Consider the following 14,579-nt stretch of genomic DNA (forward strand, 5'->3'; position numbering starts at 1 on the left):
CAAGCCCTGCCGATGTTCGCTTCCAAGTCCCTCCCGCGGCCGCGCCTGCGCAGCCGCGGGCTCGCTCCATGACGGGCGCCGCATGACGAACGCCCATTTGGCGCTGCTGCCCGAAGCGGCTCTCGATACGTGCGACGCCGGCTCCCCGATGACCGAAATGGCGCGGTGGGCCTGCGCCGCCCTGTCGGTCGGCCACGCCCACGAATTTACGCCGGCGCGGCCCCGGTCCTGGGCTCGCCAAATCGCTACGGTGACCCTCTTCATGGAGCACCGGCTCGGCGTTCCGCGAAACGAAGCGCTGGCGGTCGCCGTTCTGGAAGTGGCCCGCTTGGGCGCCCTCACACCCGGCAGCATCAAGAAAAATCGCTCCGAGGCCCGCGCGATCCTGCAGTTCGGCTGGGACGGCGGCCCGCCGGCGGCGGCGCCCTCCGCCCGCCCTGTCGACCTGCTGCATGACCTGGTCGCCAAGGTCAGCGTCGTCCGTCTGGCCGACATCCGCAAACTCCGCTCGGCCGCCCTCCGCGGCGCCCGGGGCGGCCGCCCCGCCGCTGGCGAGATGCGTATCCTCGCCCTGGTTCGCCGCCTCCGCGCCGACGCATTAACCGACGCAATTTCAGCAACCGAATTCGAGGCGATCCAACGGGAGCTGGCTCGAGTCGATTGAATCTGACGGTTGGTGTCTAGCCAAGACCGTACTCAGCGCCTCTTGTGATTGACCCGGCCGACTTCGAGGCGGGGCTCGATTGGCGAGCGTAAAAAGACACGCCAGCTCGTTTCCATAAACGAGCGCGCCGACGCCCCTCTGGCGGCCGCCCAACGCCTGCGACGGGAGCCGTGATGCGGTCCGGGGAGACGAGGGTGTGACCGGCGATCGCGTCATGAGCGTTGATGCCGTCAATATCATAAGATATCTAATTATAAGTCCTGGCAAGACGGCCTCTACCCCAACGCGCCACAAGCCATTTAGCTTGAATTGCAATGAGTTTTGTCCAATTTGGCGAGCGAAACTCTCGAGACATTTATTACTAAGGTGTCGAATGATTCTAAGGATCGTCGTTGAGCGTGAGGGCGGCCAATGCACGGCGCTCCATATCGCCTCCGAGGTGATCGCCGACCTGGCCGCAACCCCGACAACTTGACCATGACGCCCGACCACGTGTCGGCGAGGAGTAGCTTATGGACGGATTGATGCAGAACTGGTCGATGACGCTCGACCGCATGCTGGATCACGCCGCGCGCTGGCATGGCGAGCGCGAGATCGTCAGCCGATCCGCCGACGGGATCGTCGATCGCACCACCTATGCTCAACTCCACGGCCGCGCCAAGCAGGCGTCCAACGCCCTGATCGCGGCTGGAATCCGTCCCGGAGACCGGGTCGCCACCCTCGGCTGGAACAGCGCCCGGCACCTGGAGATCTGGTACGGCGCGATCGGTATCGGGGCGGTGCTGCACACGCTCAATCCGCGCCTGTTCCCCGAGCAGATCGTCTACATCATCAATCACGCCAGCGACCGCATCATCCTGGCCGACCCCGCCTGCGCTGACCTGCTCGGCGAGATCCTGCCCCAGTGCCCGTCGGTCGAGCAGGTGATCTTCCTGGGCGACGAGGACTGGATCGCGCCGCACTCGACCGAGTGCGCGTGGGGCGGCTTCGACGAAAACACGGCGGCCGGGCTTTGCTACACCTCCGGCACGACGGGGAACCCGAAAGGGATCCTCTATTCGCATCGCTCGAACTATCTGCACGCGATGATGACCCTGCAGGCCGACGCGCTCGCCTTGTCGGCCAGGGACACGGTGCTGCTGTGCGTGCCGATGTATCACGCCAACGCCTGGGGCGTGGTCTACTCGGCCCCCATGGTCGGCGCCAAGCTGGTGCTGCCCGGCCAGCGCATGGACGGGGCGTCCATCCACGAACTGATCGAGACCGAGGGCGTCACCTATTCCAGCGCCGTGCCGACCGTCTGGCAGATGCTGCTGACCCACCTGAAGGAAACCGGCGGCAAGCTGACGACCCTCCAGCGCGTGACGGTCGGCGGCGCGGCCTGTCCGGAATCTCTGATCCGCGCCCTCCACGACGATCACGGCGTCGATGTCGTCCAGGGCTGGGGCATGACCGAAACCTCGCCGCTCGCCACCGTCTCGGTCTCGACGCCGCAGATCGCCGCCCTCTCGTTCGACGAGCAGGTCCCCTACAAGCTCAAGCAGGGCCGACTGCTGTGCAACCTGGACCTCAAGATCACCGATGACGCAGGCCAGCGGTTGCCGCATGACGGCAAGACCTTCGGCCGGTTGATGATCAAAGGCCCGACCATCGCGGCGGCCTATTTCGGCGGTGAGGGTGGCGATGTGCTGGACGAGGAGGGCTTCTTCGACACCGGCGACGTCTCCACGATCGACACCGCCGGCTACATGCAGATCACCGACCGCGCCAAGGACGTGATCAAGTCCGGCGGCGAATGGATCAGCTCGATGGACGTGGAGAACATCGCCGTCGGCCACCCCAAGGCCGAGCTTTGCGCGGTGATCGGCGTCGCCCACCCCAAATGGGACGAGCGGCCGGTCCTGCTGGTGATGCTGAAGCCCGGAGAAGTCGCCGAAAAGCAGGAGTTCCTCGACTTCCTGCAAGGCAAGATCGCCCGGTGGTGGACGCCCGACGACGTGGTCTTCGTCGACGAGATCCCCCTGGGAGCCACGGGCAAGATCGACAAGAAGCTGATCCGCCAGCGGATGGCCGGGTACGTCCTGCCGGATGCGTCAGCGCCAAACCGGTAAGGCCGCGGCCGCGCCCAGAAACACCCGATCCCAGATCATTTCGCCAAGACGCACGGCGGGCCCAGGTCGCCGCGACCACCCCGCCCAAGGAGTTACACCGATGAGCAAGCTACGCCTGAGCCTCGCCTGCTGGGACTATGACCGCACCCGCGCGCTGGCCGACGGCCGGGTGCAGCCGGACGGGATCGACCTGAACTATCTCAGCCTGCCCGTGGAGGAGACGTTCTTCCGCATGCTGCGGCACCGCGAGTTCGACGTCGCCGAACTGTCCCTGTCGTCCTACTCGGTGTCGGTGGCGCGGGGCGACTCGCCCTTCGTGGCGATCCCGGTGTTCCCGTCCCGCTTCTTCCGTCACTCCTGCATCTTCGTCTCGGCCAAGAGCGGGATCCGCGAACCGAAGGACCTGGTCGGCAAGCGCATCGGCGTGCCCGAGTACCAGATGACGGCGCCGGTCTGGATCCGCGGCATCTTGCAGGATGAGTACGGCGTCGATCCCAGCAGCGTCGAGTATCTGAGCGGCGGCGAGGAGGAGCCGGGACGTGAGGAGAAGCTCAAGCTCGACCTGCCGCCCCGGATCAAGCTGCGCCCCATCGGCCCTGATCAGACGCTGTCGAAGATGCTGGCCGACGGCGAAATCGACGCCCTCTATACGGCGCGCGCGCCGAGCACCTTCTACAGCCGGCCAGACGACGTTCGCCGCCTGTTCCCGAACTTTGTCGAGGAGGAGCGCGCCTATTTCCGCAAGACCAACATCTTCCCGATCATGCACGTCATCGCCATTCGCCGGGAGGTGTACGAGGCCAACCGCTGGATCGCTCGCTCGCTGCTGAAGGCGTTCGAAGCCTCTCAGCGCGTGACCTATGACGACCTGATGATCACCGCGGCGCTCAAGACCATGCTGCCCTGGCAGATCGCCTCGGTGGAGGACACCATCCGCGAGATGGGCCCCAACTGGTGGTCCTATGGCTTCGAGCCGAACCGCGCCGTGCTCGACACCTTCCTGCGGCACCACCACGAGCAGGGCCTGTCGGCTCGGCAGCTCACGCCGGAAGAGCTCTTCGCGCCGGAGACCTTCGAGGCTTTCCGCATCTAGGCGGATCATCGGCCGGGCGGCGAATTCGCGCTCCCGGCCGCCCCAGTTAGCCCGGCGTGTCGCCGTAGATTTTCATGAGGCGATAGAGGTAGTCGCGGCCGTCGTAGAGCACCTTGGTGCGCATGCGTTCATTCAGGCCGTGCACGCCGCTGCCGTCCGGATCGGCGAACAATCCGGAGACGCCATAGGTCGGAATACCCACAGGCGTGAGGAACGCGCCGTCGGTGGCGCCGGCCAGCATCATCCGCGCCTGCGGCACGCCGGGGAACATCTCGGAGGCCAGCTTTTCGGCGGGACCAAGCACATTCAAGTCCAGCGGCGGAGCGGGCGACGCGGCAGCGCGGATCTCGCCCATGGTGACCTTGACCTGCGGATCGGCGATCACCTGCTCCAACGTCTGACGCACGTCTTCAACCGACGTGCCCGGGAAGATGCGACAGTTCACGTTGCCCCGCGCGCGCTGCGGCAGGGCGTTGCTGGCGTGCCCCGCCTCGAGCGTGGTCGCGACGCAGGTCGTGTGCAGGACCGAATTGTAGTCGGGATTACGCTCGACCAGGGCCCGCGCCGCGTTGTCGGCGGGATCCTTCAGCAGCGCCACAATGGCGCTTGCCTGCTCGGGCGGAGCCACGTGGACCATGCGGCCGAAGAAGTCGCGGGTGGTGTCGTTGAACACGACCGGGAAACGGTGGCCCTCGACCCGCACCAGGGCGTTGGCCAGGCGGTAGATGGCGTTGTCCGGCATTGGCCGGGAGCTGTGGCCACCCGGGTTGGTCGCTTCCAGCACGTAGTTCTGGGCGAGCTTCTCGCCGACCTGGACCGCCAGGAAGGCCGGCTTTCCGCTGGCGTCCAGGAGACCATAGCCCCCTTCGTTCAGCGCGAAGGCCGCGTCGATCAGGTCGCGTCGGTTCTTGGCGAGATAGTCGGCCCCGTTGAACGGGCTGCCGCCCTCCTCACCGCAGGTCAGCGCCAGCTTGAGGGTGCGGCTCGGGCGGTAGCCCTCCTTTTTGAAGCGAACCAGGGTGTCGACGAAGATCGAGGCCATGGCCTTGTCGTCGATCACGCCGCGTCCGTAGAAGTAGCCGTTCTCCTCGACCAGGGTGAACGGATCGCGCGTCCAGTCCTCGCGCTTGGCCTCCACCACGTCCAGGTGGGCCAGCATCAGCACCGCCTTGGCCTTGGGATCGCGGCCCGGATAGATCGCGACGAGGCCGCCCTCCTTGGGGCGGTCGGGCGCGGCGAACGCATGGATGTCGGACGCCGGCAGGCCGGCCGCCCGCAGATGGGCGGCCATGCGCTCCGCCGCCAGGGTGCAACTGCCCGATGAGGCCGTGGTGTTGGTCTCGACCAGTTCCTTGTACAGCGCCCGGAACTGAAGCTGGTCAGGCCGCAGGGCCTGACCTTCAGCCGCAGCTGTCCCCGTAGCGCCCAGGAAGAGCGCGCTCGCGACGGCGAAGATCTTGTACATTTTGGCTTCCCGCCGTCCGAAAAGACGCCAGCCCGGGGCGTCGGCGAGGCCCCAGGCTGGCGAACGGGTTTTTAGAACTTCACGCCCGCTTCGATGGAGATGTTGCGGGCCGGTTCGACCCAGTAGAGCGCACGGGAGACCGTCGTGATCGGCACCGGCAGACGGAACGCGCCGGCGGTTGTCAGCTCGTTGGTCAGGTTGGTGCCGACCAGGGCCACGTGCCAGCGGTTGTCCGACGGCAGAAGCTCGATGCGCGCGTCGATCTTGGTGTAGGCCTTCTGCTGGCCGTAGAGCGGGCTCTGGTCGTCGGAGTTGAAGAACTTCGAGCGACCCGACATCGCCACCGTGGTCCCCAGCCTCAGGTCGCCCGGCAGGTCGGCGACATAGTGGACCTGAACATTACCGCTGAACTTCGAGATGTTCGGCAGCGGTGAACCGGCCAGGTTGTTCGCCGCCACGCTGGCCGGGACCAGCGGATTGCATTGGCTGATCGTCTGGCTCGCCAGGCAGCTCGCGCCTGGATAGTCGTCGTACTTCACGTCCTGATAGGCGGCGCTGGCGGTGACGTCGAAATTGGGCGCCGGATACCAGGACGCCCCGGCCTCGATGCCGGTGCTGCTGGCCTTGGCCGCGTTGCCGACCACGAAGCCCTGGGTGTTCGGATTGTAGGTCGACACCTGCAGCTTATCGAACTTGGTCTTGTAGATCGCGGCGCTGAACACCAGGCCGCTATCGGGCAGCGTGGACTTCACGCCCAGTTCGAAGTTTTCCGAATGCTCGGGCTGGTAGGTGAAGGTCGCGCTGGTCGTCCCGGCGGTGTTGGAGACGAAGCCGCCCGATTTCGAGCCCTGACCATAGACCGCGTAGACCATGGTGCGCGGCGCCACGTCGTACTGCAGCGTGACCGACGGATCGAGCCGGCCCTCGTCGATATCGCCCCTAGCCACGCTGTTCGGGCGGAACGGGAACGGCCCCTGGAGCTGTACGCCTTGGTAGAAGCCACGCTTGTTGGTGCGGGAATAGCGCAGGCTGCCCAGGGCGCGGAAGCGGTCGGAGAGGTGGTAGGTCCCCTGCCCGAATATGGAATAGGACTCCGCCTGCTGCTTGAACTGGCTGCCCAGGAAGAAGTTGCCGAAGGCCAGAATGTAGTTGGTGTATGACTGGGCGTTGTACTGGGAGTTGTCGTAGTAGGCGCCGACGATGTAGTCGAACTTGCCGCCGGTGGGCGACTGCAGCCGAACTTCCTGCGACCACTGCTGGAAGTGTTCCGGGAAGCTGTTGAAGACCGAAGGCGGGGCCACGGCGCCGCCGCCACCGGGAATGGTCTGGTCGAAATTGTTGACGTGGCTGGCTTTGAAGAACGAGTAGCCGCTGATCGCCGTCAGGGTAAATTCGCCGAGCTGCAGGTTGCCCGTGCCGGCGAAGTTCCATGAGGTGGTTTCGAAACCGGCCGGCCCCAGCCGGCCGCTTTCAACGGCGTAGCGGGTAAGCTTGGGCTGCTGCGTCCCGTTCAACGGGCCAGAGACGCTCACGCTCCCCAGGCTTTCGGCGTGGCCGTACTCGATCTTGGCGAGATAGTCGAAGCTGTCGGTGGGCGCGTATTTCAGCGTCAGGCGCGCCAACTGCGCCTTATCCGTCGGCTCTTCGCCGCCGCCGGGGGCGAGGTTGTCAATGTAGCCGTCCTGGTCGCGGACCTTGACGGCCAGGCGCGCGCTCAGCGTGCTGGTGAGCGGCCCAGAGACATAGCCGCTGAGCTCATAGCCCTTGCGGTCGAAACTGTAGATGCCGGTCGCCGCGCCTTCGAAGTCCGATGTCGGCTGGGCAGTGACGATGCTGATGGCGCCGGCCGCGGTGTTCTTGCCAAACAGCGCTCCTTGCGGACCGCGCAGCACTTCGATGCGCTGCAGGTCGAAGAACGGGGCGCTGAACTGCCGCGAGCGGCCGGCATAGACGCCGTCGACGTACAGGCTGACCGACTGGTCGAAGGCGTAGTTCTGCGACGGCGAGCCGAAGCCGCGCATATAGATGACGTCGTTGCCGCCGGACGACTGCACGTTCATGTTCGGCACGCTCAGGGCCCGCAGATCGCCGGTGTGAAACGCCTCGATCTTCTGCGCGGACACCACCTCGATCGAGATTGGAACGTTCTGAACGTTCTCGGACCGCTTCTGAGCGGTGACGATCACTTCGGCCACCTGGTCGGCGCCCGCGGCGTACGCAGGAAGTCCCGCGCCCCCTGTGGCCAGCGCGGCGACGGCGGTCGCGGCAAAAAGACGTTGAATCCTACCCATGGTCTCCCCCTCTCAACTGCCCGACTTGTGTGGCGTCGGGCTTGAATTGACGGCGCATCAGCGGAGACGACGGGCGGCATGCAGGTAAGGCCACACCGGCCTCGGGCGGCCTCCGGGGAGACTGAGCCTGAAACTGATCCGAGCCGTTCGCGCCTGGCGCCTGAATGGCGTCTCGATCGCGCCAAATCTAGCGAGTCAAATCATTAGAGTTCGAATGACAAATGTCAAACTTGTTGCTGGGAAAAGGAAAAATGTAATTTGATATCGAATTGTCTAAGCCCTTCCGGGGCGTTGAGCGCTTTCGCGTTCAGCCAGGCGCGTCAGCGCCCACCGGCTCGAGCCGCATGACGTCGCCCGCCCTGCAGGCGCACAGATGCTCAGGCGGAAAAGAGCGCCGCTTTAGTCCAAGATCTCTGGAAAAGAAGGGCGGTTAGGCCGGGCTCAGACCGAACTGTCGGGGGCGACGTCGACGTCGATATCTTCGGAAAGATTGTCGATGGTCTTTCGAAGAAGGCTACGCAGGATGCGCGCCTCCTCCGGCGTCATGCCGCGCGTCGCCATCTCGTTCACCTCGGCGACGAAGGGGGCCAGCAGCGGCCGCAACTGGCGCGCCCGCGGCGTGAGGTAGACGTGGAGCTTGCGGCGGTCATCGGGGCTTTGCCACCGATGGACGAGGCCCGCCTTTTCCAGACCTTTCAAGGCGCTGACGGTCGTCGGCTGCTGCAGCCCGACGCGGTGGCTCAGCTCCCGCTGGGTGATGCCGTCCTCGATCCATAGAACCCGCAGGAATCTCCACTGACCGCTGGTGACGCCGTGAAGCATCGTGCGCTTCTCCAGCGCCCGCGAAAAATTGCGGAAGGCGATGCGGGTCAGGTAGCCGAGGCTGTAGTTGGGATCGAGGTGCAGATCGAGGTCGTTGGCGGTATCCATAAGCAATCTGTCGCATCCGAAGTGGAACCGATCAACGCCCACCTTGCCCGGGGCGACATTCGGCGCCGCCTGCATGCCGCCAAGCGACCTGGCCGTCGATCCGGGATCAGATTCACGTTCTAAGCGTCTGGCGCAGGCCCTTCCGCTGACGAGCCGTCCGATCCTAGATGCGCTTGGCCACCCAGTCGGACATCAGCGACGCGACCCGGTGACGATCCTCTGGGGAATCCTCGAAATAGTGCGCGCCGGGAACGAGTTCGATCTGCTTGTCGCGCGAGCCGATGCTGCTGAAGATCTGCTGGGCGTCGCTCGGGAACACGCCGGCGTCCGAAGTCCCGAGCAGCACCAGCGCGGGCGTGTCGAACTTGGCGAGTTGCGCCCCGCCCTGGCACTTGGAGGTTTCAAGGCTCCACATGGAGAGCCATGTGGTCAGGTTGTTGGTGCGGCCCAGCCCCGGTCCCCGGTTGGTCTTGGCCGGATCGCCGCGATAGCACCAGGGCGTCTTGCGATCGGACGGATCGATCGTCCCGTCCATGAAGCGCAGGTCGCCCCAGGCGCGGTAAAGCGGGAAGACCCGGTCGGCGACGCCGGCGGCGTTCAGGCGGGCCAGCTCCAGCTTCGCCCAGTCGGTGATCTTCTGGTTGCGCGCTAGCTGCGCGGCCCGATAGCGCGCGATGAACTCCGGCGAATATGGCGGGCCATTGTCGGGATTGAAGGGGTTCAGCGACTCATCGGTCGCGACCGGATCGTTTTCGTCGAGCACCGACGGGTCGAGCCAGGAGGTCAGCACTTCGGGCCGGCCCTGGTGGGCGTTGAGCGAGATGTAGAGATCAGCCCTCGGCAGCGAGGCCAAGGCGTCATGGCCGGCCCCCTGCAAATTGGCCGCAAGCGTCGGGGCGATGGCCTCGGCCTGATAGGCCGCCATCAATGAACCGCCGCCGGAATTGCCGAGGATCACCACCTGTTCGACGCCGGCGACTTCGCGCAGCCATTTCACGCCGACGGAGATATCGATCAGGGCGTGCTCGAGCAGGAACTGATCCTCCGCGCCGCGATAGCGCGTGTTCCAGCCCAGGAAGCCGTAGCCCCGCGAAGCCATGTATTCGGCGATGTAGTGCTCGCTGAAATCGACATTGTAATGGGTGGCGATGAACGCGACCTTGGGGCGCTTGCCCTTCGGGGTCCAATAAAGCCCCTGGCAGGGATGCCCGCCCGCCTGGATGCGGGGCGCCGTGGGGGATGCGAAACCCAGGAATTGACGCTCTACTTGGTTCAGCAAATCGGCTTCGGACATCGCCCACTCCCCTGTCGATGCCCAACCATGTCAAAGCTGGATGGCGCTATCACTTCAATATCTAATTATTATGATCCGATTTCTCGCCTGTCCAGTCGATCGACGCCTTATTTTGTTGATGTCTCGGCGAGTCGCCGAGCTGTTGAAAATTGTTAGATAGCGAAGTAATTTCCAGACCGCCCACCAAGGAACGCGTATGGCCCACACCGCTGACGGCTTGTTGAATATCGGGGTGATCGGCCTGGGTCGCGGTTTCGCGCTCATGGCCCCGACCTTCCGCGCCGACCCGCGCTGCCGATTGGTCGCGGCGGCGGACCCAAGGCCGGAGGCGCGGACCCGCTTCGAAGCCGAATTCAGCGGCCGGGCCTATGACGACGCCGAAGCCCTGTGCGCCGACCCAACCGTCAATCTCGTCTATATCGCCAGCCCGCACCAACACCATGCCGCCCAGGCCATAGCGGCGGCGCGCGCTGGCAAGCACGTCCTGGTCGAAAAGCCCATGGCGCTGGAGCCCAGCGCATGCCGGGCCATGATCGCCGCCGCGCGCGAGGCGGGCGTCCACCTGATCGTCGGGCCAAGCCACGGCTTCGACGCCTCGATCGCCAAGGCGGCCGAACTGATCGCCACTGGCGACTACGGCGCGGTGCGCATGGCCCAGGCGCTGAACTACACGGACTTTCTCTACCGCCCGCGCCGGCCGGAGGAACTGGACACCGCGCAGGGCGGCGGCGTTGTCTTCAGCCAGGGGGCGCATCAGATCGACGTCATCCGCAGGCTGGTGGGCTCGCCGGTGACACGGGTGCGCGCCCAGGTCGGAGCCTGGGACCCCGCCCGGCCGGCGGACGGCGCCTATACCGCCTTCCTGAGCTTCGCCAACGGCGCCGCGGCCTCGCTCACCTATAGCGGCTATGGCCGATACGACACCGATGAGCTGATGGGCTGGATCGGCGAAACCGGCCGCCCCAAAAACCCCGCCGCCTACGGCGCCGCGCGGCGGCGGCTGTCGTCGGGCGCGGAAGGGACCCTGAAGGCCGAGCGGGCCTATGGCGGCGCCGGCGCCGACCTGCCGCCGGCCGAGCACCACGAACACTTCGGCCCGATTATCGTCAGTTGCGAACGCGCCGACCTGCGCCCCCTCGCCGACGGAGTGCTGGTCTATGGCGATGAGAAGCCTCAACTCCACAAACTGGCCGCGCCGACCGTGCCGCGCAAGGAGGTCATCGATCAGGCCTGGGGCGCGGTCATTGAAGGGCGAGCGCCGCTGCACACCGGTGAGTGGGGCCTGGCCAATCTCGAGGTCTGCCTCGCCATCCTCCGCTCCAGCGCCGAGGGGCGCGAGATCGACCTGCCGGCCTAGGCGGCGGCCAATCCGTCTGGCCGCAACGCCTGCGCCAAGAACGCTACGCGGGCGACCATGACCGGGATCAACTGCTTTGGCATGGGATCCACCAGGCTAGGCCCATCAAAGGCCTTGTTTGCGAAGGGCACCGCCACCTGCTCGGTGGCGACCACGGTCTGGATCGTTCCAAGGATCTGGCGAAGGTGAGCCAGGCCGCGCAGCCCGCCGAACGGGCTGAGCGAGGCCGACATGATGCCTGCAACCTTTCCGCGGAAGGCCGGTAGCGCGACCATGGTTTCGCCAGGGCGCGGACGGGACGCCCAGTCGATGGCGTTCTTCAGCACGCCGCTGACCGAACCGTTGTATTCCGGCGAGGCGATCAGAAAGCCGTCGTGCGCGATGAACTGGGCGCGCAGCGCGTCGGCTTCGGCCGGAAAGGCCGAGGCTTCAAGATCCTCGTCGTAGAGGGGCAGGTTGAAGTCGCGCAGATTGATCATCGTCACCGCGGCGCCGGCGTCGCCGGCCGCCTCCGCGGCGATGTTCAGAAGGCGTTGATTGAAGGAATCCCTGCGGGTGCTGCCGGCGATGGCTAGCAATTTCGGCTGGGTCATGCGGGGGATCCAACCTGGGCGCGGAACGCCGCCACATGGGCGGAATCCAGGTACTCGTTCAGCCGCGAAATCTTGCCGTCCTTGAGCGTGCCGACCAGCACGCCTGGCATGCTGACATAGACGCCATCCTTGCGGCGGCCCGTCAGGACGTGCTGCTGGACGAAGCCGCCGTCGAACACGTCTACGCGCCGCTGCTCGTAGCGCCGCTCGCTGATCCGCTCGATCATGCCCGCGAGGGTCTTCAGGTTGTCCTCGCGGGACTGATCAAGGTTGTCGAAATTGTGCCAGACGACCAGATCGGGAGCATAGCAGTCGGCGACCCCGTCGACGTCGCCGCGCTCGATGGCGTCGAAGAGGCGCGCGGCCAGCGCCCTGGTCTTGTCGTACTCGGACATCTCGATCCTCTCGAAGGGCGCGGCGCCGCGGGCGTTCGTGGTCAGGCGGGGATCATGCTGTGGTCGGGGACGCCGGCTGCGGTCATCGGCGCGTCGCGCGCTTCGTCGTCCCGCAACGGGCGCGTCCAGGCGGCGAACTCGAGACAGGCGCCGTCCGGGTCGAAGAAGTACATCGAGCGCACATAGACGTCGTCATTGAACTCCGCGGCCACGCCGCTGGGAGAATTGTCGTGTTCGAGGATGCGGGTGACGTCGATGCCCTTCTCGATCAGCCGCCGATGATATTCTTCGAACTTCTCGGCCGGCACGTTGAAGGCGATGTGGTTCATCGACCCGTGGACGCTGGTGATGTCGCCGCGGGTCGGCAAGTTGAGCGGAGCGGCCAGGCCCGGGGCCGCAGGGGGCGCATTGGGGAGCCAGAAAAAGGCGATGCAGTCGCCGTTGCCGATATCGAAAAAGAAGTGCTGCCCGCCGTTGGACAGGTTGATCGTCTTGGTCAGCGGCATGCCCAGCACGTCGCGATAGAAGGCCACTGTCTTGGCCATGTCCTTGCAGACCAGCGCAAGGTGATGGACCCCGCGAATGTCAAATTCGGTGTTCGCCGCCATGGGTTTCCTCCTGATCCGGCCGTGCACAGCAGCCGGTTTGTGTTTGGGCGCTCACGACGCCTCTGGATGTTCCGCCTAGATCAAAAGTCGTTCGAACTCTAATAATTCGTCGTTCGCCTTGCCAATGAAATTGACAGGCTTGGCGTAGGCGCTGATGTCGGCGTTCCGCCTGATCATCGGGATCAGGCGTCCACCTTGCGATAGGACAGCGACCGCCAGTCGGCGCCCTTGGGCAGCATGCCCTCGAAGGACGCCAGGTCGAGGTGTCGCGGGCGCGGCTCGGCGGCGCCAAACGCGGGCGCGCCGTCCTGGAAGGCCTTCACCGCGGCGACCATCTGTTTGCGGAACTGCAGAACCGCCAGGTCGCTTCCACCGAGGTGATCCTCGCTGCGGTCGGCGATCGGCCCCATGGATTCCCACATGGCCATGTCCTGGGTCGGAATGCCGTCGATGCCGGTGAAGTCGCCGGCCTTCATCTTGGCGCGGTCCTGGCGGTAGCGGTTGTCGGCGTTGCGCAGCTTGTAGAAGTTCTCGTCGAGATCGACCCCGACCTCGGCGGCGCAGAACCGTCGCCACTCAGCCTGCCCGATGCCCTTCGTCGGATGCCAGGCGATCCAATAGAACATGCAGTTGACGTCATCGATCGGCACCAGCATCTGGGCCAGATTGTACTGATCATTAGGCGGGATCAGCACCGTGAACGGCGCGATGAACAGGGTCGTTCGGACATAGTCCTGAGACTCCGGCTTGCTGACCGGCTTGCGGATCGCGGCGTAGTGGAAACCGAAATCGGTCGCCTCGGCCACCATGCGCGGCGCCTTGTCGTTCGAGGGGCGGAGCCAGGACTCGGCCGTCGCCGTCGAGCCCTCGACTTCAGCGGTCGGCATGTTGCTGGAATGCAGGCTGGAGGAGTGGGCTGAATCGATAGAGCCCTCGAGCACCTGCGCCCAATTGCAGGCCGCGTGCATCTTGACGATGCTGGTCTTTGTCGTGGCCGTGGGCGCCCAGGCCGGCGCTTGGAACTCGGCGACGTCGTCGACCGGCCCGAGCCACGCCCAGACAAAACCACCGGCCTCATGCACCGGATATGCGCGGTGCTTCAGGTTGGCCCGCAGGCGCGAGTCTGGCTGCTCGGAGGCCATGTCCATGACGTTGCCAGCCACGTCGAACTTCCAGCCGTGATAGAGGCACCGCAGGCCGCAGTCTTCATTGCGCCCGAAGACCAATGAAGCGCCGCGGTGCGGACAACGCTCGTCCATCACGCCGACTTGGCCCTTGGTGTCGCGGAAGACAACGAGGTCCACGCCCAGGAGGCGGGCCTTGACGGGCGCTCCATCGGGCTCGGCCACCTCTTCGCTCATGCAGACCGGCAGCCAATGGCGCCGCATCATCTGACCCATCGGCGCCTCGCCTTCCACGCGACAGAGCAACTCGTTGTCGGCCGGTCTCATGCGAACTCCTTCACGGGGCCGACCGGATGCCGGCCCTCAATTTCATTCGATATCTAATGATTTAGATTTCGATAGACCGAGTGTCCAGCCGAAATTCACGACAGAAAGCCAGGTCTGTGCACGCATCCTATATCATTAGATCCAAAATTATTATCGCGGCTGGCAGGACCAGTAGCGCGCGCCAACCGCCAGAAGCGTCAGGCGTCGACAATGCGCCGGGGCCGCCCCACCCCGACAGACATATGCAATTGCGAATCGATTGCGTCACCTCTTGACGGTCCCGCGCGCCAGGGTGTCGACGGCGTGAACGTTCAAGCCCACCACCCA

General features: G+C 65.3%; 12 protein-coding genes. 4 read left to right on the top strand and 8 right to left on the bottom strand.

All coding sequences use genetic code 11. The features are described from left to right. Positions 1-97: 97 nt before the first annotated feature. The 3 genes from ASE02_RS17575 (at position 98) to ASE02_RS17585 (ending at position 3,868) form a co-directional block, all read left to right on the top strand. Complete coding sequence (locus tag ASE02_RS17575; protein WP_156406109.1) at positions 98-664, top strand: hypothetical protein; 567 nt, start codon at positions 98-100, stop codon at positions 662-664. Positions 665-1,176: 512 nt separating this feature from the next. Further along, a complete protein-coding gene (locus ASE02_RS17580; protein ID WP_056735838.1) occupies positions 1,177-2,775 on the top strand; it encodes a long-chain-fatty-acid--CoA ligase in 1,599 nt (532 codons plus the stop codon). 100 nt (positions 2,776-2,875) lie between these two features. Beyond that, complete coding sequence (locus ASE02_RS17585) at positions 2,876-3,868, top strand: ABC transporter substrate-binding protein (RefSeq protein ID WP_056735839.1); 993 nt, start codon at positions 2,876-2,878, stop codon at positions 3,866-3,868. Between the two features lie 46 nt (positions 3,869-3,914). On the opposite strand, the gene ASE02_RS17590 is transcribed toward ASE02_RS17585, so the two are convergent. The 4 genes from ASE02_RS17590 to ASE02_RS17605 form a co-directional block, all read right to left on the bottom strand. Next, complete coding sequence (locus ASE02_RS17590) at positions 3,915-5,333, bottom strand: M20/M25/M40 family metallo-hydrolase (protein ID WP_056735840.1); 1,419 nt, start codon at positions 5,331-5,333, stop codon at positions 3,915-3,917. A gap of 71 nt (positions 5,334-5,404) precedes the next feature. Then, a complete protein-coding gene (locus ASE02_RS17595) occupies positions 5,405-7,624 on the bottom strand; it encodes a TonB-dependent receptor (RefSeq protein WP_056735841.1) in 2,220 nt (739 codons plus the stop codon). A gap of 441 nt (positions 7,625-8,065) precedes the next feature. After that, entirely contained in the window at positions 8,066-8,629 is a 564-nt protein-coding gene (locus ASE02_RS17600; protein WP_200957718.1) for a MarR family winged helix-turn-helix transcriptional regulator, read from the bottom strand. A gap of 88 nt (positions 8,630-8,717) precedes the next feature. Beyond that, entirely contained in the window at positions 8,718-9,848 is a 1,131-nt protein-coding gene (locus tag ASE02_RS17605) for an alpha/beta hydrolase (RefSeq protein WP_056735842.1), read from the bottom strand. Positions 9,849-10,044: 196 nt separating this feature from the next. Between ASE02_RS17605 and ASE02_RS17610 the strand changes: the two genes are divergently transcribed. Further along, positions 10,045-11,205 (top strand): Gfo/Idh/MocA family protein, encoded by a 1,161-nt coding sequence (locus tag ASE02_RS17610; protein ID WP_056735843.1) that lies wholly within the window; start codon positions 10,045-10,047, stop codon positions 11,203-11,205. Here ASE02_RS17610 and ASE02_RS17615 read toward each other — a convergent pair. The 4 genes from ASE02_RS17615 to ASE02_RS17630 all read right to left on the bottom strand — a co-directional run bounded on the left by ASE02_RS17615 (position 11,202) and on the right by ASE02_RS17630 (position 14,252). Then, the gene (locus tag ASE02_RS17615; RefSeq protein ID WP_056735844.1) at positions 11,202-11,798 is read right to left on the bottom strand and encodes an NADPH-dependent FMN reductase; all 597 of its coding nucleotides are present in this window, start codon (positions 11,796-11,798) and stop codon (positions 11,202-11,204) included. The genes ASE02_RS17610 and ASE02_RS17615 overlap by 4 nt on opposite strands. Next, entirely contained in the window at positions 11,795-12,193 is a 399-nt protein-coding gene (locus tag ASE02_RS17620) for a nuclear transport factor 2 family protein (RefSeq protein WP_056735845.1), read from the bottom strand. Before ASE02_RS17620 ends, ASE02_RS17615 begins: the two co-directional genes overlap by 4 nt. 41 nt (positions 12,194-12,234) lie before the next feature. After that, positions 12,235-12,801 carry a VOC family protein gene (locus ASE02_RS17625; protein WP_056735846.1) on the bottom strand — a complete coding sequence of 189 codons (567 nt, stop codon included), beginning with the start codon at positions 12,799-12,801 and terminating at the stop codon, positions 12,235-12,237. Positions 12,802-12,983: 182 nt separating this feature from the next. Beyond that, on the bottom strand, positions 12,984-14,252 hold the full coding sequence (locus ASE02_RS17630; RefSeq protein WP_056735847.1) for a Rieske 2Fe-2S domain-containing protein: 1,269 nt from the start codon (positions 14,250-14,252) through the stop codon (positions 12,984-12,986). Positions 14,253-14,579 lie beyond the last annotated feature (327 nt).

The sequence above is a fragment of the Phenylobacterium sp. Root700 genome, from assembly GCF_001429025.1.
In the GTDB taxonomy this organism is placed as follows: domain Bacteria; phylum Pseudomonadota; class Alphaproteobacteria; order Caulobacterales; family Caulobacteraceae; genus Phenylobacterium.